The organism is Paenibacillus sp. FSL H7-0737, from assembly GCF_000758545.1.
GTDB lineage: Bacteria > Bacillota > Bacilli > Paenibacillales > Paenibacillaceae > Paenibacillus_AQ.
This window is the reverse complement of record NZ_CP009279.1, coordinates 852895-877868: the sequence shown is the minus strand read 5'-3', so window position 1 is coordinate 877868 and position 24974 is coordinate 852895. Positions and strand designations below refer to the sequence as shown.

Annotated in this window: 20 protein-coding genes; 7 read left to right on the top strand and 13 right to left on the bottom strand. The window is 45.2% G+C overall.

Annotated features, from left to right (window positions below; genetic code table 11):
- Positions 1–5: 5 nt before the first annotated feature.
- The 5 genes from H70737_RS03845 to H70737_RS03825 form a co-directional block, all read right to left on the bottom strand.
- The gene (locus H70737_RS03845) at positions 6–1586 is read right to left on the bottom strand and encodes a hydantoinase/oxoprolinase N-terminal domain-containing protein (RefSeq protein ID WP_042184922.1); all 1581 of its coding nucleotides are present in this window, start codon (positions 1584–1586) and stop codon (positions 6–8) included.
- A complete protein-coding gene (locus H70737_RS03840) occupies positions 1586–2698 on the bottom strand; it encodes an S-methyl thiohydantoin desulfurase family protein (RefSeq protein WP_042184920.1) in 1113 nt (370 codons plus the stop codon). The genes H70737_RS03845 and H70737_RS03840 overlap by 1 nt, the downstream gene beginning before the upstream one ends.
- A 4-nt stretch (positions 2699–2702) precedes the next feature.
- Positions 2703–4013: a cytosine permease gene (locus tag H70737_RS03835; protein ID WP_042184919.1), complete on the bottom strand. Its 1311-nt coding sequence runs from the start codon at positions 4011–4013 to the stop codon at positions 2703–2705.
- A gap of 37 nt (positions 4014–4050) precedes the next feature.
- Positions 4051–4632: a TetR/AcrR family transcriptional regulator gene (locus H70737_RS03830; RefSeq protein ID WP_042184917.1), complete on the bottom strand. Its 582-nt coding sequence runs from the start codon at positions 4630–4632 to the stop codon at positions 4051–4053.
- 190 nt (positions 4633–4822) lie between these two features.
- Positions 4823–5272: a VOC family protein gene (locus tag H70737_RS03825; protein WP_042184915.1), complete on the bottom strand. Its 450-nt coding sequence runs from the start codon at positions 5270–5272 to the stop codon at positions 4823–4825.
- 96 nt (positions 5273–5368) lie between these two features.
- Between H70737_RS03825 and H70737_RS03820 the strand changes: the two genes are divergently transcribed.
- Complete coding sequence (locus H70737_RS03820; protein ID WP_042184913.1) at positions 5369–6307, top strand: helix-turn-helix transcriptional regulator; 939 nt, start codon at positions 5369–5371, stop codon at positions 6305–6307.
- Positions 6308–6309: 2 nt separating this feature from the next.
- Here H70737_RS03820 and H70737_RS03815 read toward each other — a convergent pair whose 3' ends face one another.
- On the bottom strand, positions 6310–6984 hold the full coding sequence (locus tag H70737_RS03815) for a helix-turn-helix domain-containing protein (RefSeq protein WP_231573382.1): 675 nt from the start codon (positions 6982–6984) through the stop codon (positions 6310–6312).
- Between the two features lie 168 nt (positions 6985–7152).
- On the opposite strand from H70737_RS03815, the gene H70737_RS03810 reads away from it, so the two are divergent.
- On the top strand, positions 7153–7776 hold the full coding sequence (locus H70737_RS03810; RefSeq protein ID WP_042184911.1) for an NAD(P)H-dependent oxidoreductase: 624 nt from the start codon (positions 7153–7155) through the stop codon (positions 7774–7776).
- 1 nt (position 7777) lies between these two features.
- On the opposite strand, the gene H70737_RS03805 is transcribed toward H70737_RS03810, so the two are convergent.
- From H70737_RS03805 to lpdA, 3 genes are read right to left on the bottom strand one after another with little or no spacing between them, the layout of a single operon-like run.
- Positions 7778–8938, bottom strand: coding sequence for an ABC transporter permease (locus H70737_RS03805; protein WP_042184909.1), 1161 nt, complete (start codon positions 8936–8938; stop codon positions 7778–7780).
- On the bottom strand, positions 8922–9554 hold the full coding sequence (locus H70737_RS03800; RefSeq protein ID WP_042184908.1) for a biotin/lipoyl-containing protein: 633 nt from the start codon (positions 9552–9554) through the stop codon (positions 8922–8924). Before H70737_RS03800 ends, H70737_RS03805 begins: the two co-directional genes overlap by 17 nt.
- Entirely contained in the window at positions 9551–10945 is a 1395-nt protein-coding gene (gene lpdA, locus H70737_RS03795) for a dihydrolipoyl dehydrogenase (RefSeq protein ID WP_042184906.1), read from the bottom strand. The genes H70737_RS03800 and lpdA overlap by 4 nt, the downstream gene beginning before the upstream one ends.
- Before the next feature lie 196 nt (positions 10946–11141).
- Between lpdA and H70737_RS03790 the strand changes: the two genes are divergently transcribed.
- The 3 genes from H70737_RS03790 (at position 11142) to H70737_RS03780 (ending at position 13265) form a co-directional block, all read left to right on the top strand.
- A complete protein-coding gene (locus H70737_RS03790) occupies positions 11142–11708 on the top strand; it encodes a TetR/AcrR family transcriptional regulator (protein WP_042184903.1) in 567 nt (188 codons plus the stop codon).
- A gap of 85 nt (positions 11709–11793) precedes the next feature.
- On the top strand, positions 11794–12786 hold the full coding sequence (locus H70737_RS03785; protein WP_042184901.1) for a DUF4003 family protein: 993 nt from the start codon (positions 11794–11796) through the stop codon (positions 12784–12786).
- A gap of 20 nt (positions 12787–12806) precedes the next feature.
- On the top strand, positions 12807–13265 hold the full coding sequence (locus tag H70737_RS03780) for a GNAT family N-acetyltransferase (protein ID WP_042184899.1): 459 nt from the start codon (positions 12807–12809) through the stop codon (positions 13263–13265).
- A 120-nt stretch (positions 13266–13385) separates the two neighbouring features.
- Here H70737_RS03780 and H70737_RS03775 read toward each other — a convergent pair whose 3' ends face one another.
- Together H70737_RS03775 and H70737_RS03770 are read right to left on the bottom strand one after the other, a co-directional pair.
- Positions 13386–16031: an FtsX-like permease family protein gene (locus H70737_RS03775; protein ID WP_042184897.1), complete on the bottom strand. Its 2646-nt coding sequence runs from the start codon at positions 16029–16031 to the stop codon at positions 13386–13388.
- A gap of 13 nt (positions 16032–16044) precedes the next feature.
- Entirely contained in the window at positions 16045–16746 is a 702-nt protein-coding gene (locus tag H70737_RS03770; protein WP_042184895.1) for an ABC transporter ATP-binding protein, read from the bottom strand.
- Between the two features lie 274 nt (positions 16747–17020).
- On the opposite strand from H70737_RS03770, the gene H70737_RS03765 reads away from it, so the two are divergent.
- Both H70737_RS03765 and H70737_RS03760 read left to right on the top strand, forming a co-directional pair.
- Positions 17021–18796 (top strand): ABC transporter ATP-binding protein, encoded by a 1776-nt coding sequence (locus H70737_RS03765; protein ID WP_042184893.1) that lies wholly within the window; start codon positions 17021–17023, stop codon positions 18794–18796.
- Positions 18783–20558 carry an ABC transporter ATP-binding protein gene (locus tag H70737_RS03760; protein ID WP_042184891.1) on the top strand — a complete coding sequence of 592 codons (1776 nt, stop codon included), beginning with the start codon at positions 18783–18785 and terminating at the stop codon, positions 20556–20558. Before H70737_RS03765 ends, H70737_RS03760 begins: the two co-directional genes overlap by 14 nt.
- A gap of 80 nt (positions 20559–20638) precedes the next feature.
- On the opposite strand, the gene H70737_RS03755 is transcribed toward H70737_RS03760, so the two are convergent.
- Both H70737_RS03755 and yaaA read right to left on the bottom strand, forming a co-directional pair.
- Complete coding sequence (locus tag H70737_RS03755) at positions 20639–24004, bottom strand: hypothetical protein (RefSeq protein ID WP_042184889.1); 3366 nt, start codon at positions 24002–24004, stop codon at positions 20639–20641.
- Between the two features lie 171 nt (positions 24005–24175).
- Complete coding sequence (yaaA, locus tag H70737_RS03750) at positions 24176–24928, bottom strand: peroxide stress protein YaaA (RefSeq protein WP_042184887.1); 753 nt, start codon at positions 24926–24928, stop codon at positions 24176–24178.
- Between the last annotated feature and the right edge of the window lie 46 nt (positions 24929–24974).

Below are 24974 nucleotides of genomic sequence, written 5' to 3'. Positions count from 1 at the left end.
TCATCTTATAAACGTCCAGCCGCTTTTACTTTTACCAGCAAAGCATTGCCCGGCAAGTAGGCAATCGGAATATCCTCAGACAATACGATCTGAACGGTATCGCGATCTGCACCGGCTAGAACAGCTTGCTCTATTGCATGGCTGCGGGCATCTTCCTTAGCTTCATCATAAGACATTTCGTCCAGGGAATAAATCCGCTCTGTCTCCCCGCTCACCTCACCTAACGCAGCGCCAATTGCATTCGCAGCATCATAGTGATCCGGTCTTACAATCCGTGATACACCTTCAAGCTTGTCTGCCACAAGAATACTTCCGCCACCGACCAAAATGACGTCAACAGGATCTGAGCTTGTCTTCATCCTATCAATCGCTTCCTCGATATCCCGCGTAATGATCTCATCCGCTCTCTTGCAGATCGATTCATCAAGTACCTCTGTCTGCGCATCTTTCCACTCGTATCGATTAAGCTTCACCGCCACATCGGTTGCTGTGAGCGTATCACCACCAAAGATGAGGCCGCGCTTCAATAGCTCGTACCCCACGCTATCCGGACCCACTGTTACCTGATCCTGCGTTTCATCTAAGCGAACGATTGTACCGCCGCCGATCCCGATCGATAAGATATCCGGCATGCGGAAGTTCGTGCGAATGCCGCCAATCTCAACCGCAGCGGAGGATTGACGCGGGAAGCCTTGCATCAAGACGCCGATATCTGTCGTGGTGCCACCGATATCAACAACAAGTGCATCATTCAGACCTGACAAGTGTGCCGCACCCCGAATGGAATTCGTCGGACCGCAAGCAATCGTCAGAATCGGGTAACGAAGCGCATATTCACTGTACATCAGTGTTCCATCGTTCTGACAGATGTATAGGCTCGCGTCAATTCCATAAGTGTGAAGCGCCTCTTCGAAGCCCTTTACGACTCCAGCAATGACGTTAAGTAATGCGCCGTTCAGCAACGACGCGTTCTCACGCTCGAGCAATCCAATACTTCCAATCTCATGAGATAACGTCACAGGCATATCTGCGCCAAGTACTTGCTTTGCTAGTTCTTCGACACGTTTCTCCTGCGAGGTATTCACTGGGGAGAACACACCACAGATCGCAACCGCTTCGACTTCACCCTTCATTTTCAAAAAGCAGTCTAGAATCTCTTCTTCATCCGTTTCAACAATCGTGCGGCCATCATACTCATATCCACCATGAACAACATAAGCATGTGGGCAAACCGTTGCCTTAAGTGTATCGTCCCAATCCGCAAGTGGAGGAACCGCAGTTGTTGCCGGTGCCCCGATTCGAATCAAGCCGACTTTCCCCAAGTGCTTGCGCTCTACAATAGCATTCGTACAGTGCGTAGTTCCGAGCATTGCATAACGAATCTGCGCCGGATTCACACTACTCTCTGCTAACAAACGACGGATGGATTCAGTAATGCCTTCATTCACATCACGTGTGGTATGCACTTTTATCGTATGAATGGTGTTTAACTTGGAGTCGAGCAAGGCTGCATCTGTATTTGTCCCGCCGACATCAATCCCAATGCGGTATATTTCTTCCATGTTGTCTACATTCGTATGAGACATTACTCTGCTCCCCCTTTCTCTGCTGCCAATTGTTCAATTAGAACATAAGGTGCATCATAGCCAAAATATTGTGGACCTACCGTCTCGAGGCCCTTTGGTGAACGCCATTTCGGATCACAAGGGAAACCAACCACACTCACCCGGGCACCGTATTTCAAATTCTCAGTCGTGATTGGCATACCGGTATCCTGGTCAAGCACAGAGATCAGGTCAGGAGTAATAGCAATTGAATGTCCATCTTCTGTGGCAAGAAGGAACTCATTCTGGAAGAACAAAGTCATCGTACGTCCCTTTTTAGCATCTGTACCTTCGAAGATCGCTTCACCGCGTGTAAATCCGCCTTCTGTACGACGGCGAATGTCTACTGCCTTCCCCTGGAACAACGCATATCCATTCAGCTGCTTCAGCAGCATTTCAATTGGATTCTGCTTCAATTCCTTGGACTCGAACAATGTTTTTCCGATTTCATACGCAAGCGTCAAGGTATGTGGAATTGCACTTTGCTTTACCTGCGCTCCAGTTACCGGATAATCACAAATCGAAGCTGATCCGCCCATTTGAATCGTAACCGCACGCGCCATCCGCTCTTCCCAAACACCGTCGATTGCATGCATAAGCACACCGTTGCCGCGTTCATCTGCCATCGTAATCGGACTGCAGTCAATACCGTCCAAGTAGAATGTCACCATTTGCGATTCTGGAAAAGCCCGTCCCATGGCATCCGCATCTACGATAGGAATATTGCGTTCCGCAGCCGTAATTACGGGAACCAGAGAGTTACCGCCACCGACCTCAATCGGCATAATGGCGCTCACCTTGCGTCCAAGCTCTTTCTCAATCATATCCAAAGGCTTGATCATTTGCTGAATCGAAGGAATCTTCTCATTCATAACCGTAGGTGCGCCAATCATGGATATAGGAACAACCAATGCATCGTCCTCCAGATCCTCAGGACTTAATAAACGAACAGGACCATATTTGCGAATGGCTTCCATCGCCATCAATTTACCAATATGCGGGTCACCGCCCCCGCCTGTTCCAAGAACGGCTGCACCAACAGCAATGTATTGCACCGCTTGTTCATTTAATTCTGTTAGTTTGTGATTTCTCATGTTGTTATCCCTTCTTTGTCATGATTTTGCCGACAATCCACTGCACGATAAAGGCGAACATAAACGCATCTAATGCCGGTACGCTCGTGATTTGGAACCATCCAAATCCATCTGGCGCTGCGGTTGTCATAAAAGCGAACAACGTAGCTGCAACCCATACCGCTAAGGAGCGAATCACCCAGTTTTTGTTGCGATCCAGACCCTCAAAAGTGAATTTTTTTCGATCCACAAGTAAAAATTCAGACGTGTAGATCCCCCCGATTGGAGAGACAAACACCGTAATAATATTTAGGAAAGATAAAAACTTATCATAGATGCCAAATACCGCAAGCAACGTAGCAAAGATACCTGCCACAATAGTAATTAGCTTTTTCGGAACCTTTTGGAACACGACAGAGAACCCTAGCGAAGCAGAATATAAATTGTTCGTGTTTGTCGTCCATTGGGCAAGGGTTAAGACGATAATGGCTGGAAGACCAAGTCCTAGCGCAATGAAAATATTCGTCAGATCATCTGTGTCCATAATTCGAGATAGGAAAATAGCTACAATCGTCATAAAGCTGTTACCCACAAAAAAGCCGATAAAGGCCGCGGTTATAGCATGCTTCGGTGTGCGCGCCCAACGAGCGATATCCGGTGAAAGCACCGTGCCGACAATAAAGATACCAATAACAAGCGAGATCGCTGTCCCCATCGGGATCGCTGCTCCGCTAATCGGTTCCCACACGGCTGAAGCTCCTTTGGTGTGGAACGCGGAATAAATAGCCACTCCGATAAACAAAATAAGCAATGGTACGGACCAGGTGCTTAGTCGTTCAATAGATTGATATCCCCAAATAGCTGTCGACATCATCAAAAGCCCACCTATGAATGAAAGCACCCCTAAGGACAGATGAATATCCCATAATTGACTAAAAGCAGTCTGCATATTCGAAGCGAAGAACCCGACCTGCACCCCAAACCAACCGAGTGAGAAAATACCGAGGATAACCGCTACGACACGTGCACCCACATTTCCGAATAGAAACCGAGAGATCATCGATGTCGATAACCCTGTTTTCGCCCCTACATACGCACATAACGCTCCGATCACCCCTAGGATTAACGAACCGATTATTGTTGCTGTGAGTGAATCCGTCAGATTCATTCCATTGCCAAGCTGAGCACCCAAGAACATCGCTGATAGGTCAATCCCGATGGCGATCCAGACGAGCGACATAGATAGCCATTTTTTACGCAAATGCGCTGGAACCGGCTCTCTCTCAAAATCCCCCGAGCTAAGCTCGTTCCCCTTTACTTCACTTACTTCTGCCATTCTCCCCATCCCCTTGTTGTTATCTTCTTCTGTAGCGCTATGAGGACGCACCCTTCCAATACATTTCAAACGCATGGTTTAGCTTACGCTCATAAATTCCTTTAGAAGTGTAATAGAAATACTGCATGCTTAATCCATCCATCAAGTTGAGAAAAGCATCTGTGAGAAGCTGCACGGATTGATCGCGAATTACGCCCTCTTCCATCCCTTTTGAGATGAATTGTTCAATGATCTTCGTCAGCATCGCGTCGGACTCTAGGAATGCTTCCTCAATCGTTTCCTTTAAGAATGCCGGTGGGAAGACCACATACCTCAGCACAATTTTGCTTGCTTCAGGACTCTTCTGATAGAACTCATACTGTCTAGACAATATGCCTCGTAGACTTTCCTGGGCACTCAGTACTTTCTGTTCTTCCGACAGCTCTTGAATATAAGTGTTATAGGACTGCATAGCCTCACGAAAGACCGTCATAAACAAATCCTCTTTATTCTCAAAAAAGGCATAGATCGCCGGAGTCTTCACGCCAACTTCCTTCGTAATTTCAGAGAGAGCCGTACCCTCGTAACCCTTCTCTCCGAATAGTCGCATCGCTACTTCTTTCAACTTGTTTTTGGTCAAGACATTCCACATCCCTTACTTACTTAATTAACGTTAATTAAAAAACACTATACATCTTTATGCATAATAATTCAATATTTTTCATAAAAAATAGCCATCAATACATACAAAAAAGCCGACCAACATCAGGATAATCCCTGAATTATGATCAGCTAAACGGTGAACTGGGTTTACTTTAGAAGCAAAGTTGTTAATGTAATCTTTCATCAAACATGAGTTGAATTTGAATACCAAAGGCATCTTCAATGATACCGTAGGCTTTACTAAACACATTACTAGATAAAGGAGCAATAATTTTCACGCGCTCATCCGTGATTAAGCTACTATAGAAGCGTTCAATTTCCTCTAGGTCAGCACTTTGAATACATAATGAAGTGTTATTACCCACTGTATATTTCTCATTCGTATTCATTGTATCTTCTGCTATCATTATTTTTGTTTTTCCGATTAACAGGACAGAGTGAGTAATATAATCCTTATTTTCATCCGTAAGCTGTATGGAGCTGTCACGTTCTGCTAGTTGTTGATAGGTAACACGTAACAATTCCTCTGCATTAAAATGCTTTTTGTAAAATTCTATAGCTTCCTTGGCTCTTCCCTTCATCGATAAGAAAATAGCTACTTCTAATGTTGTACTCATAGTGTAAATCTCCTTCGTATATTTGATATGTGATCTTAAACTTATTATCATATATAAAGGTATCAAAACATGACACCTTAATAAGGAGCTTTTTATATGAAGAAATCAGAACGCTTAAATGACATGATGAGATACTTAAACGGACGAGAGTTTTTCAATCTAAGTGACCTTATGGTGAAATACAATATTTCGAAAAGCACAGCGCTACGTGATGTTACTTCATTAGAACAATTGGGTATGCCTATTTTTGCGGAACATGGAAGACACGGACGTTATGGTATTTTGAAAAATAGATTATTATCCCCTATTATTTTCACGATAGATGAAGTCTATGCACTGTACTTTGCTATGCTGACGCTAGAATCTTATCAATCTACACCTTTTCATTTAAGTGTTAATAAGCTAAACGAAAAGTTCGAGCACTGTCTATCGAGTACACAAATCAACCAGATTCATAAAATGAAAAAAGTTCTACAATTCGAAATGTATCAGCATAAGCATGTCAGTCGTTTTTTAGATAAAATCCTGGCAAGTATTCTAAATGAATGTGCCTGTAACATTGAATACACAAAAAATAACCAGACAAAAAGCTACCCTGTACAATTCTTCAGAATTTCCGCGAAGTTTGGTCAATGGTATGCTACTGGAATAGAGTTAAATACGAATACATATAGAGTTTTTAGATGTGATCGAATAACCTTCATTGAAGTAGAGGAAAGCTCAGCCCGCTATTCTATAGAAGAACTTCTTAATCGTTCCTTAGAATTTTATCAATCCGAGAACAGTATTCACTTTGAAATTGAGATTGCGGAGCAAGCCAAAGATATTTTTTATAAAGAGCATTACCCCTCTATGAAAATAGAAGCTGGCCCGAAAACAGTCATAAAAGGATTCTATAATCCAGGCGAAGAAGAATTTCTAGCTAATTATTTCATGCGTTATGGTCAATATGTTAGAGCGGTGAAGCCTGAAGGCTTGAAACAAATGATTCAGGATAAGCTAGAGCAACTCTTAACTCACTATCAGAAATTATAAAGCTACTCAAAAGAGGTAAAAAACACATCTTGAAGAATGGCCTTAGCTTTCTTAAGATTGCGTGTATCAAGTTGGTTAAGCATGTCTACGATTTGACTCATTTCATCGATTTCCATTGCCTCAAAAGATTCTCCAGCATTTAATGGTTCTTCTTCAGCAACCGATTCCGGATGAACCCATGATGCTTCTAAAGTATCCTCGAACGCTTGGTTCAGAAATAACAATTCATCTGTGTTATATCTCTGTAGAAACCGATTTATCCCTTTATTCATCTCCTTATGTAGTGCTTGATGCAAATCGAATATTTCTTTTCCAAGAGGTGTTGTAAGAAACAGCACTTCTTTTTTATTATCGGGGAGAAACTCCGTGCGAATAATTTGCTGCAGAACTAATTTTCTAGTGATTTTGGACACGCTACCTTTCGGAATTCCGAAATGCTTCGAAATGGTAGTGCCATTCACCGGCTCAAGCTGTCCAATTGCATCGATTACATGCAGCATCATGACTGTGGAGTCTTGGAGGAAATCAATGATAAGAGGATTACTACAGTTCTGAATCAACCACGCCTTCTCTTCATCATCCTCCGATTGAAATCGCTTTTGTAATTGGGGAATCATATCTATCAATTTTTTTATCATAATATCCTTATTAGGTAAGTTCTCGAAAGAATGCGTCACTGTTAAGTCTCCTCGTAAATTCATCTTATGCTCATTTTAACAAGACACAGCTCATAAATAAAGTTTCCTAGAAATAATATTGACAATAAGGAAACTTAAAACGTATTATTGTTTCCATAGTTAATATTTAATTTCTAGGAAACAATAAAACGAAGAGAAGGTATTTATATGAATGTCTTAGTTATTTTTGATCATCCATACGGAGCATCAGCGTCCGAGAATATCCCACATCAGCGAAGCTATTCCGCAGCCTTATTAGCCTCCGTAATGCGAGGTCTTACCACCAAAGGTCATACGATTGATCTTATCGATCTGCATGCCGATGGATTTAATCCAGTCATGTCGCGCGAAGAACTTGCTGCTTGGCGACAAAAGAAAACCACCGACCCCCTAGTCGCCAATTATCAGCAACGGCTTATGGCAGCAGATCATATCGTCTTCCTATTCCCCATTTGGTGGGAGGCCATGCCCGCTCTCACCAAAGGCTTTCTTGATAAGGTATTCGCAAAAGGTATTGTCTACGAGGAAATTAAACCTGGACGGCCCTTCAAATGCTTGCTCACGAATCTTAAAGGAGTGTCACTGCTGACCGTAATGAACACGCCCGACTTCTTTTATCGCTGGATTTTTGGCAACCCCATCACCAAAATTCTGTTCAGAGGGACCTTCCGCAAAATGGGAATACGGAAGAACCTCCGTTGGTATAATTATGCCGGGATGTCAGATCGCAGCTTAGAAGAACGGGTGAAGCATCTTAATAAAACAGAACAACGTTTTGCACGACTAGAGTAGATTAGATTACTGAAGCTGGGACTGATTTCGAGAGCTGAACCTCGGGTTTGTTCGCCTCTCTGAGCACCAGCAATCCGATGAATAAGGATACAACACCAATAATGATCAGCAGTGCTCCCAGCTCCTGACTGTAGGCTGTTAACGCCCCATCCCGAAAAGCCATTCCGCGTATAAGGCGATTAAGCCAGTTCATCGGCAATGCCCAAGCGGAAATTTGAAAAAACTCCGGAAACGCTAATGGGCTCAATTGGATTCCAGTGGCAAGAAACGACGGATACAATACGAAATTAGTTCGTAAATTAACTTTGGATACGTCTTTGGCAGTATAACCAATCAACAGGCCCATAAGTGACAGAGCAAAGGCATACACAAACAGCGGAATAATAAAAAGATAAGGCTCTGCTTCAAAGCGCATTTCCCCCACCTGCTTTAACAAGCCATAACACAGGAGCAGCGAGATCGTTGATAAAACAGCGTAAGGTACACTACGAACCCAAATCTGCCAAGGAGACTTCCCGTTTGCAAAAAGTTTACCCTCCTGCCGTAAGCGAGGGGCAATTGAACCTGCTGCGCTTGTTGTAATCATCAGCACCACAATATTCACAAATCCAATGACCATAAAGCTCACATAACTTGTGGTCGGATTAAACAACATCCGCTGCTGCAGGGACAACGGAGAAGCAAGTCCTTTAGAGGTTTCGGCATCCATCCCCTTTTGGAGGAGACGGGTCATAGAAAGAGTCATATTTTCCGTCTGGATGACTTCCTGAATCGCAGTTCGGATGCCGGTTAGACCTGATGGCATGGTGTTATCCATTAAGATGCCGAGATTCGTTGATATCCCCTGCTGCTGATGCAGCCCTAACGCTTTGGGAAGGGTGATGACCGCGACAGCCTGCTCATTTGCCAATAATGTTTCTGGATCTAAGGAGCTGGCATACACATTAGTTACCTTCATATATGGAGAAGCATTTATTTTAGAGATCAGCTGTCGTGAATACGAGCTGTGATCCTCATCAATGACTACAACATGCGATTCGCTGATTTGATTCTTCGAGAACATCAAGCCAAAAAATATAGCCGCGATAAGTGGACCAATAAAAATCAGGCGTAAATACTTACTGCCCGCCACGTACTTCCACTCGTCAATCAGTGATTTCATCGAGCTTCACCTCCGCTGTCATCCCCGGAAGCAAATCAGCATTCGCATCCATAGCTATACGGACAAGAAACATGCTTAAATCGGCTTGCCCTTTTTCACGTGACATGCGTAAGCTCGCAAATTGAGGGGCGGCTGCGATGGAAGTAACCACACCCGTCACCTCGGCTTTATGGTCCAAATACGGAAAATGAACGTCGATACTTTGATTCACCTTTAGCTTTTGGATTTCGCTCTCCTGTATGTAAAGGTCTGTATAAAAGTTGTTTTTTTGCAAAACCGCCATTGGCATTCCTAGCTGTATTTGATCTCCCGGCTTTACAACAATCCTGTTGACCGATCCGTCCTCCGGCGCGAGTACATCTGTTTCTCCTTCTTCAGCGGATTTAACCTTGAACAATACCTCTCCCTGTTTTATAGAATCACCTACAGCCACACGGACCTCTACAATTGACCCTGGACTGTTCTGATAAAATATAGTCTTTTGCTCTGCATCAAGAATCCCTTGTTTCCTGCTCTCAGCTTGACTGACAGCATCCTTTCCTTTTATAGCAAGTAGAGAACCTCCAACGATTAACGCAATCGCAATTCCAATATATAAACCTGCTTTTATCTTCATTTCCCACTCTCTCCCCTTACCATTTTTTTAGCCGCATTTTCGGCAGCCTCCATAATCACTTCTCCCAATGTGGGATGAGGGTGAATGGTCATCGCCAAGTCCTCTACAGTTGCTCCCATCTCAATGGCAAGGGCAAGCTCCGACACCAGTGTAGATGCTTCTACTCCAACAATTTGGGCACCCATAACGATTCCCGAGATCGGGTCCGCTACAATTTTGACGAACCCTTCCGTTTCCCTCAAGGCCAATGCTCTCCCGTTAATCCCAAAAGAAGATTTGCCAATAACCAGCGGGATGCCTTTTGCCTTTGCTTCTGTTTCACTTAAGCCAACACTGGCCAGCTCTGGATCAGAAAAAACAACAAGCGGAATGGCTCTATAATCAACCTCGGAGGAAAGACCGGCAATGGCTTCTGCCGCAATTTTAGCTTCATAGGACGCCTTGTGAGCAAGGGCTGGACCCGACGTAATATCCCCAATTGCAAAAATATTCGGGATAGCCGTTCTGCACTGTTCATCTGTCTCAATGAAACCCCTGCTCGTCACTGGCAAACCTATACGGTCCAGCCCTAAATCACCGTCTGTATTTGGTTTTCTGCCGACAGTGACTAACACATATTCCGCTGTCACATGCAGCTGCTCCTGATTTTTCAAATAATGCAGTGTAATGGCGTCTGCACTCTGCACTACGTTCACAGCTGTCGCTCCGGTAATCATCTTAATCCCATCAGCTTTCAACTGCCTTCCAACAGGGCTCACAAGCTCCGCCTCAAATCCAGGCAGCACTTGATCTCCTCCCTCCAGAATCGTTACCGTTGTTCCAAATTTGGCATACATTTGCCCCAGCTCAACGCCTATATATCCACCGCCAATAACTACTAGGCTAGTTGGAACTTCACGGAGCGACAGAGCTTCTGTCGAAGACAAAACACGTCCGCCAACGGGAAAGGCTTGCAGCTCAATCGGACGTGATCCTGTGGCTAAGATGGCATTTTTAAAAGAAATGCTTTGCTCTTGTCCGGACTGACTGATAATAGCGGTATGCTCATCGACCAATCTGGCCTCCCCTTCCAAAATGCTCACACCTGCAGTCTTTAATAAATAGCCAACTCCACCTGCCTGCTTATTCACAATTCCTTGCTTGAAATCCTGAGCATTCTTAAATGACACTGCCGCATCCGCAGAGCTGAACGGTCTAAGCAACTCGTAACGATGGGATTCAGCAATTAATGCTTTGGAGGGAATACACCCAACATTAGTGCAGACCCCACCTAGCTGATTACGTTCAACAATCGCCGTTCTCATTCCAAGTTGTGAAGATCGCAGCGCCGCCACATACCCACCCGGACCTGATCCAATGACCAACGTTTCTACGAACTCAAGTTTCCCCATCTCCTGATACCTCCTGTACCTGCTATTTTAAAATATGATGATCGTAATATATTATTACCATCATATTTTAAAACCGTCAACAACCGTGTTTATCCTTTCATAAGCAGACAGTGCTCAGAATCGTTAAATTGACAGGCTTTATTATGATGCATATAATATTTTAAAAGTAGAATTATGAAGCTATGGAGTGATTATGATGCCCTATCCCAAAGGCCATAAAATAAAAGTACGGAATACGATTGTTGAAAGTGCTGCCCAGGCTTTTCGCACCCATGGCATTCATGATGTAAGTGTTCCATTCATTATGAAGGGAGCCGGATTGACTCACGGGGGGTTTTATTCACATTTCGACAACAAAGAACAACTCGTCGCCGAAGCCTGCCGGTATGCCATCAGCGATACCATCGCACTTTTGCAGAAGGTCGCGGACCAGGAAGAGCAGAACCCCAAAATCAATGCGGTCATTGACTATTATTTAAGTCCGTATCACCGCGACAAAACGGAGATGGGCTGTATTATCCCTGCCCTTTCTGCCGAAATATCTCATTCTTCCGAAGAAGTTCGACAAGTATTCACCCAGGAACTAGAGCGGATGATTGCTTTTATCTCCGATCTGGCGGGAATTGAGCCCTCCAAAGGTAGCGCACTGTTCAGCACCATGGTTGGCTCTCTAGTTCTTGCAAGGACTGTAAATGACCCTGAACTGAGCGACAGCCTTCTTTCGTCAGGCAAACGGTATGCTAAAGAGCTGTTTATGATCTAAAAACAATAAACACCCCAAACAAATGAATCCAACTCAGAAAATTTTCGTAATATTATGAATTATAGATAACAGAGGGGTGTATCCAATGAACGAGCAGTATGCTGCAAGGGTTGAATTGTTCGCAGAGAACGCGCAGAGGATCAAAAAGGCTTTTCCTTGGCATAATGCAATGGTTAGCCGTTTGGCGGGGTTACTGTACACAGCAGAGAATAAAAGGGCAGATGAGGATGCGATTCGTGCGAGCCACGAGCTTATTAAAGAAAATACCGGAATGTTTTCTTCGTTTAGGGGGAACTCGGCAATCAGTATTGCTACTATGCTCTCTCTTTCTGCTGACAAGGAACAACAGCTTGCTAACACGCTGACCGTGTATGACTTATTGAAGGATGTCAAATTTAGAGCCTCTGATTATCTCGTCGTTGCCGCTTATCAAATCGCCGCTAATACGACAACAGATCAGTATCAGCGTACGGTAGAACGCGCAAAGATGTTTTACGATAGCATGAAAGCGAAGCACCGTTTCCTTACCGGACATGATGATTATATCTTCTCTGCCATGCTCGGCCTTTCCGATATCGACGTGGACAGCGGCATCGACCGGATGGAGCAGCTTTACACTACACTAAAGCCTGAATTTATGTCGGGGAACAGTGTGCAAGCTCTGACACAGGTACTGGTTCTTGGAAAAGAAGCTTCAGAAGCAGCGGATCGTGTACTGGCATTACGAGATGCGTTCCGTGCACATGGCATCCGGTTAGATAAGGAATATACCCTTTCTTCGCTGGGCGTGCTAACTTTGCTCTCCTCCAACAATAAGGACATGGTTACGGAAGTCTCAGAGACCTTCGAATTACTGCGTACCAAAAAAGGCTTTGGCAGCTGGTCCATTGTAAAGCAGGAATTGCTACTGCTGTCAGCTGCGCTGGTAGCCTTCAAATATGTAGAGGATGTGCAAAGCGGCATTGTAACCTCGATGCTTTCCACCAGCATCACTAATATTGTGATCGCACAGCAGGCTGCTCTTGCTGGGGCTGCGGCTGCGTCGGCTGCGGCTGCAGCTTCATCTTCTTCGAATTAAGTGGAAATGTGAGGGAAGACATGGACTCGATACAACCAATCACCGCTAGAAATGAAGAATGTTTATACCGTCTACTGAATATTTGGGAGTTATCTGTGCGGCATACACATCTATTCCTGTCTGAACAGGACATTGATGCGTTGCGGCCACTGGTTATACAAGGGATGGAGCATATAAGTCATCTGCTTGCTTTTATAGATGACCATGACCAATCGCTTGGATTCATAGGGATTCAGGATAACAAGATTGAAATGCTATTCGTAGAACCTACTGCAATGGGAAAAGGAATTGGTAAATCGCTCGTTGCTTATGCTATTCAGACACTGAACGTACGCTACGTTGATGTAAATGAACAAAATCCGCAGGCCTTAGGTTTCTATGAGCATATGGGTTTTCAAGTTTTTGAGCGTTCTGCACTGGATGAACAGGGGAATCCTTTTCCTATCCTGCATATGAAGTTATCGATCGGCTCACGTTAAAAGATTCCATCTCCTCTCAAAGCAAAAGAGACCGCTTCGAGTAGCCATAACAATGGCTGTTCGAAGCGGTCCTTTGTGTTTAAGTAGGATCAACTTTTGTTTTTGGTGTGGAAGCTCCGCTTATTCTACCGACTTCAACGCCTCAATCATATGAATCCGTTTGAGCTTAATATGCATGAAAGCCATGACTATGCCTGAGAACAGCAGTGTTAATAGCGCGGCATACACATAGCTTGGCCACTTAATAATCGGCGCGAACATCGTCGCATCCAGCTCAGCTGTATTCAAGACGAAGCTGTGCAATATAATGCCAAGACCCGATCCGGCTACAATGCCAAGTAGGCTTAGCAGCATATTCTCGCGGTAAATATACAACGTTACTTCCTTATCATAAAATCCCAATACCTTGATGGTTGATAGTTCCCTGATCCGCTCAGAGACATTAATATTGGTCAAATTGTAGAGGACGACAAAAGCTAAAGCAGCAGCCGATACAATGAGTACCAAGGTTACAACATCCATACTCTTCATGGTGTCATCAAAGGCAGTACCTACGTTGCTGGAAAAGCTGACCGCGGCCACTCCCTCATTATCCGTTAGCTTCTCGCCGAACTTGTCCTCCCATGCTTTATCGTGCGTGGTATAATTCAGCAGCTCTGTGTTAAACACCGGTTCTTGTCCAAATACGGAAGAATAATACGCAGGTGTCATATAAACATAGTGCATTACATAGTTCTCTGTAATCCCTATGACCTTAATCTTGAATGTCTCGTTATCCTTGTCCACCACATTCAACTGGTCGCCGGGTTCAAGCCCGTATAATTTAGCCAGCTTCTCCGAGATTATAGCGCCCTCGTCCGAAAGCGTGCGTTTTTCTCCACTCACTCGATCCCGCAGCTCCACATAATCGGATATCGCATCAACAGATGCAGGGATGAACATATGCACATCCTGATCATTTACACCACTGCCATGCGCTTTCATCGTTTCCTGTGCCACACTTAGTGATCCAGTTATAGTGGACTCGCCAGTGATCAATTGCTCGTAGGCATCCCGCACATCAGCAGACGCATCTTCATGCAGCGCTACAAGTGCATCATATTTCATAATCGTGCCGAACTGCTGAGGGGCAATGCTGCCGATCGAGTCTTTAAGACCAAACCCGGTCAGAATTAGCGCCGTACAGCCGGCCACACCGAACACAGTCATGAACATCCGCTGCTTGTAGCGGAATAAATTCCGTGCGGTAACTTTCTGAACAAAGCTCAGCCGTTTCCATACAAACGTAACTCTCTCCAGTAGAATCCGCTGCCCGCTCTTTGGCGCCTTCGGACGCATTAACACAGAAGAATTGCTACGCAGCTCTACACGTGCGGCAATCCAAGCCGTCAATGTAGTGCAGATAAGCGCCACTATAATGGAAATGATGGAATACGACGGATAGAAGCTTTTGATAAGATCCGGCAGATTATAAAGCGAACTGTACGCATTATAGATAATGGTTGGAAACATGGTAAAACCGAGCGCAAGTCCCGCAACCGAAGCCGTCAAGCTGGCAAGTGTACCATAAACCAAGAATTTGGCCATAATGTCACGGTTGCCATACCCAAGCGCTTTAAGTGTCCCGATCTGCAAACGATGCTCCTCGACCATTCGAGTCATAGTCGTCAAGCTGACCAGCGCAGCAATCAGGAAAAAGAATACCGGGAAAGCACTTGCAATTGCCGACAATCGATCAGCGTTGTCTTTATATTCGGCATATCCCGGATTGGCACTTCGGTCTGTGACATAGACCTTCGGGAGCCCTAGTTCTGCAAGTTTTTGCTCCCCTGCAGCCAGTTCCGCCTTGGCAGAGACCAGCCCATCAGCAATGGCTTTCATGTTTGCAGCTTGTCCCTGCTGCACCACTTCTGGCTGGCGCTTTAAATCGGCGAGCTGCTTCTCGGCGGCGGCCACCTTGCCTCGTCCACTGGACAGCTCTTTCTCGCCTTCCGCGCGCATCTCCGCAAGCCGAGCTTCCGGCACACTGGACATCGCCTGCTCTACTGACTTGGTATGCTGTTCGATCAATCCCTCATACTCTGGTGAATAAGCCTTCACTCCGGTTGTATCCTTGAAGGATAGATAGGCTTCCGTATAGACCGGGAGCTTAAAATCCGACTCTGGGATCGCTGCGAATGCATCCGCCGTCCCTTTACCAATTCCGCTGGTGCCCCGGGTACTCTTCTCAATAAATTGAGGACTTCGCACAAAGCCCACAACAGTATAATTCAATGTCTCAAAGTTGTTCGACAACTCCGCATCTGTTCCAGCTCCGCTGAACGTTATTTTGTCGCCCAGCGCATACTTTCCAGCCAGCTTGTCATCCAATACGATTTCTCCGGAATCCTCTGGAAGACGTCCTTCAATCATACTGTACTGGTTAAGAGGTTTATCTGAATTGTAAGAATGGACTTTGAGTATCAAAGCATTATCGCCGCTGAACACATCTGCGCTGTAACCCGGCTGGACTTCATCGATCCCCGGTACATCGCTCAGCAGATCTATGTTATCTTTGGTCAAACCATAGTTGGTCTGCACCTTCAGATCCATTAGTCTCGTCTCTTGATAAAAGGTTCCGGCTGTATCCAGCATATCTGGACCGGCTGACTTGATGCCAGAAAAGAAACTAACGCCCAGCATGATAATTGCAAAAATCGAAATAAATCGGGCTTTGGTATGCCTAATTTCACGAAAAATATCTTTCCATAACGCGCGCTTTTTCATAGATGCCTTCTCCTTACCATTCGATATCTTCAACGGATACTGGTGAAGGATTGGTTACCATCTTCCGTACCTTAGCATTATTAATCTCAATAACCCGGTCTGCCATTGGCGCAATCGCCAAATTATGCGTGATTACGATGACCGTAGTGCCTGTGTTACGGCAGGTATCCTGAAGCAGCTTAAGCACTTGCTTACCAGTATTGTAATCTAGCGCACCAGTTGGCTCATCGCAGAGGAGCAGCTTCGGCTGTTTAGCTAGCGCTCTGGCGATAGCGACACGTTGCTGCTCACCACCAGACAGCTGAGCCGGAAAATTATCCAGCCGTGCACCTAATCCCACATCCTCCAACACCTTACGCGCATCTAGTGCACGCGGGGAAATCTGAGAAGCAAGCTCAACATTCTCCAGTGTGGTAAGATTCGGCACTAAGTTATAGAACTGGAACACAAAACCCACGTCATTGCGGCGGTAGCCCGTCAACTCCTTGGCACTGAACTTGGCAATGTCCGTACCGTCCACAATGACCTGGCCTTCGTCAGCAGAATCCATCCCGCCAAGAATATTAAGCACCGTCGATTTGCCCGCACCGCTGGGGCCGACAATCACTGCAAACTCACCTTTATTTATCTCAAAATCAATTCCGTCGTTGGCAACGATCACACTTTCACCCATTTTGTAACGCTTGTACTCATTTTTGACAGCAACAAAGCTCATTCTCCATCCTCCTGTCTCTATCCAAACCAAGCCTAATCACTTTACATTGTTTCAGTTTATCATAATTAGAACGCCCAAGCCCGAATGGCAAACCCTCATTACTCAAGGATAAATTCACATCATTAATAAGTTCATTTTTTTGTAACAATAATGTAACAAGGAAATTTTACCGTAAACGATACTTAGTCAATTGATAATGTTATAATCACTTTGTTTTATTCACTCTTTTCAGGCAAGAGTGAAAGAACAAGAACAATCAGAAACAGGTGATCAGATGTTCGAACTGAAATGGCTATGGCAGAACTTAGAGGGCAACCGGACACGATACATTCTAGCGCTCTGCCTCTCAGTAGTGGGTTCAAGTCTTACGATTGTAAACCCTTACATCAGTCAGCGCATTGTCGATACGTTTATAGCAGGTGACAATGCGCTGCAGAATCTTACACAAGAACGGCAATTATTGATTATGCTCTGTCTGGGCATGATTGGATTTTCTCTACTGCGCACAGGACTTGCTTATATTACAACTATGCAGTACGAAAGATCCTCGCAAAACATGATGTACAATATCCGTATTTTTTTGTACAACAAGATCCAAGGACAGGACAGAGAATATTACGACCGTAACCGTACCGGTGATCTCATGACCAAGATGACCGGGGATCTGGACATGGTTCGGCACTCGATGGCATGGATTTTCAAAACGATCATTGAATCGCTAACGATCTTCATTGCTGCTGTTATCTATTTTTTCACTATAGATGCTCAGCTAACGCTGTGGATGCTAATCCTGTCACCGCCCATTTTTATCGTGGCTTACATATTCGCTAAACGCGTCCGTCCTATGTATATTGACCTGCGTGAGCGGCTGTCCCAGCTTAACACGACTACTCAGGAGAATATTTCAGGCAACCGTGTGGTTAAGGCTTTTGCCCGCGAAGAGTTCGAAGTTCAAAAATTTACGGAGAAGAATGTCAATTACTCTACAGCGAACAAAAAGGCCGCCCTTGTATGGCTTGATTACTTTCCTTTTCTGGAATCCTTCGCTCAGGGCTTCAACGTCATTCTAATGCTGGCAGGTGGTTTGTTCCTGATGAACGGCCGGATCACCTTCGGTGAATTTACAGCTTTCTCTTCACTGATCTGGGCTATATCCAACCCTATGCGCAACATTGGTATTATTATCAACGACATTCAGCGCTTTTTTGCGAGCTTGTCCAAAATCATTGATATCTATTACGCAAAGCCTAATATCGTAAACGAGCATATGTCTACTGACAAACGCCGTTACGAAGGCCGTATTGAGTTCGATCATGTCCGCTTCAAATATGACAGCGCTATCGTACTTGACGATGTTAGCTTTACCGTAGAACCTGGTGAAACCATAGCAATCATGGGCTCGACCGGATCAGGCAAAACAACAATCATCAACCTGATTCCTCGCTTCTATGACGTAGCCGAAGGACGTGTACTCGTCGACGGCGTTGATGTCCGAAAGCTGGAGCTCGATGAACTGCGTGATAATATCGGCATGGCGACCCAAGATGTGCTCTTGTTCTCTGATACTATCGATGGAAACATCGCCTATGGTGATCCTGATCTTCCGGAAGAAGATGCGATAAGCTTTGCCGAGCTCGCAGCCGCACACGACTTCATTACCAAAATGCCTGAAGGTTATGATACCGTTGTCGGAGAACGAGGAGTCGGCTTATCCGGAGGTCAAAAACAGCGTATCGCTTTAGCACGTGCTTTGGCAGTTCGCCGTCCGATCCTCATTCTGGATGATACGACCTCTGCTGTCGATCTTGAGACAGAGGAGCATATTCAGAAAAGTCTACGCGAGCTGGATTATCCTTGCACGAAGATTATTATCGCGCAGCGTGTATCTACGACCGCGCAGGCTGACCGTATTCTCATTCTGGATAACGGGAAGCTGGTTGAGGAAGGCACCCACGCCGAACTGCTAGCGAAACGGGGCTACTACTACGATGTGTTTAAACTGCAGAACGAGGGTATTGGAAGGCAGGTGACCGCAAGTGGCAAGGAATAAATTCGACGTCGATGAGAATCTGGAATCGCCGTTTAATATAAAACACTTCCGGCGTGCGATGGTATACATCAAACGAAAGAAAACGCCAATGATTGTTGCATTTATCCTCAGTGCACTTTCAGCGGCCATTTCACTATCAGCTCCACTGATCATGCAGCATGTGATCGACGTGACCATTCCGGCAAAAGCGAAGCTTGCGCTACTGGGCTGGGCTGGACTGATGCTTCTGACCATTGTGGTCAGCGTTTATCTCGCTACCATACGTTCACGTATCATGACGAGTGTTGGGCAGGATATTATTTTTGACATCCGTACAGATTTGTTTAAGCATCTGCAAGAGTTGCCCTTCAAGTATTATGACGACCGTCCGCAAGGCAAGATTCTCATCCGGGTCGTAAACTACGTTAACGCCGTTTCAGATGTGTTATCCAACGGTATTATCAACTTTATTCTAGAAATCGTGAATTTGCTCTTTATCGCAGCCTTCATGTTCGCTGTTGACGTACGTCTATCATTTGTCATCCTTGCAGGGCTGCCAGTATTCTTTGTCATCATGATGCTGATCAAAACTCGGCAACGCCGGGCTTGGCAAGCAGTATCCAATAAAAGCTCCAACCTAAACGCCTATTTGCAAGAAAGTATCAGCGGTATTGGTGTGACGCAAATGTTCTCCCGGGAACAACGCAACGAAGGAATCTTCACACGTCTCGCGGGTAATTTCCGTACAGAATGGATGAAGGCTCAACGTTACAACTTACTTATTCCGTTCTCCGTAGACAACTTGTCTACGATCGTTACATCATTGATTTTCCTTGTAGGCCTACTAACACTGAGTCCACAAGATATGACCCTCGGCGTCATTCTGGCGATGAGCAGCTACGCTGCCCGCTTCTGGCAGCCGATTCTGAATCTTTCGAACCTGTACAATAACTTCATCAACGCCGTTGCCTATCTCGAGCGTATCTTCGAGACGCTGGATGAGCCCGTTACCGTCAGTGATATTCCGGATGCGAAGACACTGCGGCCTGTAGAGGGCCATGTCACTTTCGACGATGTGACCTTTGCCTATGACCCAGGACTCAATATTCTGGAGAATATCTCCTTTAAGATCAAAGCGGGAGAAAGCATCGCTCTAGTGGGACCAACAGGTGCAGGCAAAACTACAGTCGTCAATCTGATCTCGCGCTTCTATAATATTTCTAGCGGTAAGATTCTTATCGACGATCAGGATATCTCGCAGGTTACGCTGAAGTCCCTGCGCAGCCAGATGGGGATTATGCTTCAAGACAGCTTCATCTTCTCCGGTACGATCTTGGACAATATTCGTTACGGTAAACTCGATGCCACCGAGGAAGAAGTGATTGCTGCGGCGAAAGCCGTGTGCGCCGACGAATTCATCCGTGAATTCGATCAAGGCTACATGACGGAGGTCAACGAGCGTGGCTCCAAGCTGTCTCAGGGACAGCGGCAGCTCATCTCGTTCGCGAGAACGCTTTTGGCTGATCCGAGAATTCTCATATTAGATGAAGCCACTTCATCGATCGATGCGAAGACTGAGCGTTTGCTGCAAAAAGGTCTGAATGAGCTCCTTAAAGGACGTACCTCATTCATTATCGCGCACCGCCTGTCCACCGTAAAAAACTGCGACCGCATTATGTATGTGTCTAACAAAGGTATCGCAGAAAGCGGCTCACATGATGAGCTTATCGCACAAAAGGGGCTTTACCACCGCCTTTATACGGCGCAGAAGATGGAAGCTTAATTGAATAAACACCAAAAAAGCTCAGGCCGAATTGTAGCCTGAGCTTTTTTGGTGTTTATATTTTATTAAAACTATGAAAACTAATCTATCACCGTCCAAATATTTAGCGCAAGTGAGCGAACCGCAATATTCGTGTGATTTCTGTACACCCTCAAACGCTCTGCAGGCTCTGGACTCCAGAGTAGAGCACTTCCGGCAACCTCAAGCAACGAAAGTCCAATATACTGAGATTCGTAACTCCCCTCAGACCCTAGCACATCTACAATTTCCAATAAGGTCTCCGGACTCCAGTAGCCTGTGCTGTCTTTTAAATTATAAGCAACCTGCTTGTAGGCGTCGCTCAACAGCTGCGGCTGATTTGAAATACAGTTAACCATCTGATTCAGATAAGCGGCGGATTCCTGCACATTATTCCAGTCTATTACTGCTATATACAGCTTCATCACAACTTGCTGTAAAGTCTCATCCGATGTTAGACACTCAATCAATCCCGTATACAAAGGTTTAAGGTGCACCCGGGTGATTGTTGGCAAAGCGTTCAGCTGGTTGATAAGTTTCAGGAGACGTTGCCGATGAGGCAAATCTCTACTGGTAGTTGCATTCCATTCATCCCTTATCGCCGCACTAGCTAATTTCTGACAAACGCCGATTACAACCTCATTGATCTTACCATCGCGGCAGGTTTGTATTAGCGTGTTCATGGCAAATTCCCATCTGTTGCTGTCTTCCAAATCCATAATAGCCTGAGCGGTGGCAGCTGCAACAATGTCTTCATTTCCATTGGTCCACCGCATCATAGAACTGAAAGCATACTTGCCGACAAACCCATCCGGATGATTTCCGATTTCAATGATTAATTTTAAATAGCGAAGTCTATAGTCTAGCGGAAGATCATTAGGCTGTTGGGATAACAAGCTTCTTGCGATATCACTTTCTGATGAAGCAGCCATTGCACTTAAAATCTCCCAAGCGCGCTCATCATCTAAAAGCTGTTTTGCAGCATGCCCTATGGCAATGATTACATCCTTGTGTGCATTTGGTTTCTCGAACTCGTTCATCAATAGCGGAATGCTGTCATCGCTTCTATAAGCACCCAGTAAGCGGATGCCCTCTTTTCTGACAGTGATCTTCAGCTTATCCCGATTCAGAAGCTCTTTCAGCATGGTAACCAGTAACACCGGATTCACCCTGCGGATGCATCTAGGTATCGAGTACATGGCTACACGTGCCCGGTCCCCATCCAGATTCTCCAGCAGAATGGGAAGTGCCTTCTCCGGTTCTTCCATAAGTGAAAAGGCATGAAGTGCAGCTTCTACTACAGTTACTTCCTTATCCTGCATAAGCCCAAGTAACCTATCCGAACCGAGATCAGGCATGCTTGCCATGATCTTAATAACTCTTGCACGCTCCCAAAGATTACGTTTGGCATCGTATGCAATTTTTTCTAATAAGGCACTTAATGCTTGTTGCTGACGTGGCAGCCATCTGTGGAATCCATCCGCGGCCGGCACAAGATAGATAGTTTTGCCTGATAGGAACTCGCCCTTAATGACAGCCCCTGAAATAAAAGGATCGAGCCATTCTTGACGCTTCAGATGCAGATGCTGGAATACTTCATGGATCGTAATATACGATTTATCTAAAGCTAATAATTCCTTAACTCTGGCATCACGTGTTGTACGAGGCGCAAGCCAGTATCTGGCCGCTTGTATGGCTGTAGAATCTGCCTTTGCCCTCGTTGCTTCCTTTAACAGATTCTGAAGTTTTATGATGCCGTAACCTCTTTTACCAAATGAGCTAGCCAGGCTAAGCACCAGATTGTAGTCTTCTCTTTTGTTACCCTGTACAGCTAATGTATAGATTTCATCAAAGATGACCTCTTCTACTCCTTGGGGTAAATTCTTCTCCAACGATGGAAGTGAAAGCTGTCCGTTCTGCTGGGCCAGTTTCCGGATCGTATTTAAAGAGAACTTGAACAACTCACTGTGAGGATTTAATGCGTTATGCCGGAGAATAGCAAATGCCAGTTGTTGAACGGAAAACTTCGTACCATATGAAGTATCTCTGGCATCTATAACACTATCAACAAGCATAGTAAGTTCTTGTACATGGGCATCGGTGAACACAGATGCAGGACTTTCTGAAAGCTCCTTAAACACAAAACCTCGAACAGGATCTTGCTCATTTCTAATCCGGCCCAAAAATACCAAAGTCTCATGCATACCCTGTCTCGACAGAACCGTACTTCTGATCAGTTGCATAAGCGCCGTGGAACGTTCTTCTGAACTGGATACCTTTGTTGCTTGTTCAAGCCCCGCTCTTGAATGAAGAATAGAACGGCAAGCGGTGAGTCTGATTGTTCTCTCCCGGTCATCATTGATTTCACGAAGGCCAAGCATCCGGGTGGCTTCCTTGTCACGCAAGGCATGCGGTAATATATAAAGTAATCTTTCCGGAAAAACACGGTCTTGGCGTTTATCTTCTTCATACACGGCATCAAAAATCACTTGGCGGTTGGAAGGTGCAATATTATGCAGCAACTTCGCTAAATGCATCGGGTGATCTGCGAGTAATTTCGCTATCTCAATCCATTGCTCCATGGATAAATATTTTTTTCTTTTTAGAACACCTTCAGGCACACCATAAGAAATCAGATCGCTCCGCGACTCCGTTCGAGTCAGCAGCTGATACACTATATTCGGATTTTGGCGTACAAGCGTGCCAAGTTGTTCCTTTAACGCAGGATGTATGATACCCTCGGGTCCATGATTCATCGCACACGCAAGTACCAGATCCGCCTTTAGATTGCATAGGATCTCCATAGCTGATGAGAATCTCCACCAGACATAGCCTTTTTCCCTGAGTGGTGTGCTTTCCAGTGTTGTTGCAAAGTATTCCGCTACTACGTCAAGATGTCGGCTGGATAATTTCTTCCAGTCTTTTATGGCATATCCGATATCAGCAAGCCATTTACTTACCGTTGCCGAATAACAGGCCTGCAATATAATCGCGGCTTCCTCCGCTCCCCACCGGGCGTACACCATAGGCAATAAACGTTCCGCCAATTCCTGACGGTTAATCTGTGAAATACTGTGCAGCAGCTTACGGCGGCAATCATATGATAAATGTGGGAGCTCACGTTCAATATCAGTATCTGAAGCCACCTTTGCCAAAAGACCCGCAGCCGTATTTCTGATACTTGCCATGGGATGCCGCAGGGCTGACAGAATAATAGGGGCATCATGTGTTGCAATGGCACCGATTAAGGCAAGACGTGCTTCATAAACGCCATCCTCCAGCAAGGAGGCTAGTAATTGGGAGTACTGGACAGATCCAAGATGATCACGGCCTAATATCGCTACTTTTTTGACTCTGTCGGAATAGCCTAGTGAATCCAATTCTTTAAGTAAGCTCTGTTTGTCCAATGGATCTCTTTTAAAAATCATAAGCCCTCCTCTTTCACCTGTTCTTATTCCATCCGAACTTTATTCTCTATACTGCAATCTATCCCCTTTAAAAAACTAGAATTCCCCATTTAGTTTCGCTAATCAAAAATAAAGGTAACCCTGAAGCTGGTTGTTCAACCACCTCCAAGATTACCCGTAGCACTACTAACTCTATTCATTCTTTTTTTGTATAAACACATACGTACTCTCATTCGACAGCTCCTCAGCAAAGCTGAAATCAAACCCGTCGAAGCCTTTGATATCCTCCACACAGGTGATTTGCCGCTCAGCCATGAAACGCACCATTTCACCTCTGGCCATCTTAACCAAAGTCGCTCTCTCAACGATCTTACCGCCGATTTCCTGCCCGAATACACAGCTAATCATTCGAACGTTTCCGCCAACATACGGGGAGATGCACTTGCTGTATTCCTTGGAGGCCAGATTCAGAATGATGTCAGTCTCCGAAAATAGCTGATCTGCAAGCTTCCTGTTCCAGAACTCATAGATAGACTTGAAACCTGGTCCGCTAAGCTTAGCCTGCATCTCCAGCCTGTACGGAACAACGCCGTCAAACGGCCGGACGATTCCATAGAACCCAGACAATATCCGTAAATGCTGCTGAAGATATTCCAGCTCCTCCATTTGAAGTACCCCAGGTGCCATGTACTGGTACTGGATACCCTCATAAGAAAAGATAGCCGGTGTAAGACTCCGTGTTACATCCATATCCCGAATCCGTTCCACATTTAGCGTGGCGATGGCATCATTGCATTTCCATAGCGATTTGGCTTCTTCATAATTCAACTTTTGTAATAAGGCCAGAAGAGTCTGCGACTCGCTTATGAATTGCGGCATCTGGCGGCAATCCATAAAATCCGTATCCATCTTCATCTTCTTAGCAGGCGATATAATGATTCTCATGTTGCTCCCTTTTCTCTTTTCTTACCCCCGCGGGGAATTTAAATGT

Bases quoted from the DNA above. Each gene is read 5' to 3' on its own strand.
- H70737_RS03845 (WP_042184922.1), bottom strand. From the start codon at position 1,586: ATGTCTCATACGAATGTAGACAACATGGAAGAAATATACCGCATTGGG.
- H70737_RS03840 (WP_042184920.1), bottom strand. From the start codon at position 2,698: ATGAGAAATCACAAACTAACAGAATTAAATGAACAAGCGGTGCAATAC.
- H70737_RS03835 (WP_042184919.1), bottom strand. From the start codon at position 4,013: ATGGCAGAAGTAAGTGAAGTAAAGGGGAACGAGCTTAGCTCGGGGGAT.
- H70737_RS03825 (WP_042184915.1), bottom strand. From the start codon at position 5,272: ATGAGTACAACATTAGAAGTAGCTATTTTCTTATCGATGAAGGGAAGA.
- H70737_RS03820 (WP_042184913.1), top strand. From the start codon at position 5,369: ATGAAGAAATCAGAACGCTTAAATGACATGATGAGATACTTAAACGGA.
- H70737_RS03810 (WP_042184911.1), top strand. From the start codon at position 7,153: ATGAATGTCTTAGTTATTTTTGATCATCCATACGGAGCATCAGCGTCC.
- H70737_RS03805 (WP_042184909.1), bottom strand. From the start codon at position 8,938: ATGAAATCACTGATTGACGAGTGGAAGTACGTGGCGGGCAGTAAGTAT.
- H70737_RS03800 (WP_042184908.1), bottom strand. From the start codon at position 9,554: ATGAAGATAAAAGCAGGTTTATATATTGGAATTGCGATTGCGTTAATC.
- lpdA (WP_042184906.1), bottom strand. From the start codon at position 10,945: ATGGGGAAACTTGAGTTCGTAGAAACGTTGGTCATTGGATCAGGTCCG.
- H70737_RS03790 (WP_042184903.1), top strand. From the start codon at position 11,142: ATGCCCTATCCCAAAGGCCATAAAATAAAAGTACGGAATACGATTGTT.
- H70737_RS03785 (WP_042184901.1), top strand. From the start codon at position 11,794: ATGAACGAGCAGTATGCTGCAAGGGTTGAATTGTTCGCAGAGAACGCG.
- H70737_RS03780 (WP_042184899.1), top strand. From the start codon at position 12,807: ATGGACTCGATACAACCAATCACCGCTAGAAATGAAGAATGTTTATAC.
- H70737_RS03775 (WP_042184897.1), bottom strand. From the start codon at position 16,031: ATGAAAAAGCGCGCGTTATGGAAAGATATTTTTCGTGAAATTAGGCAT.
- H70737_RS03770 (WP_042184895.1), bottom strand. From the start codon at position 16,746: ATGAGCTTTGTTGCTGTCAAAAATGAGTACAAGCGTTACAAAATGGGT.
- H70737_RS03765 (WP_042184893.1), top strand. From the start codon at position 17,021: ATGTTCGAACTGAAATGGCTATGGCAGAACTTAGAGGGCAACCGGACA.
- H70737_RS03755 (WP_042184889.1), bottom strand. From the start codon at position 24,004: ATGATTTTTAAAAGAGATCCATTGGACAAACAGAGCTTACTTAAAGAA.
- yaaA (WP_042184887.1), bottom strand. From the start codon at position 24,928: ATGAGAATCATTATATCGCCTGCTAAGAAGATGAAGATGGATACGGAT.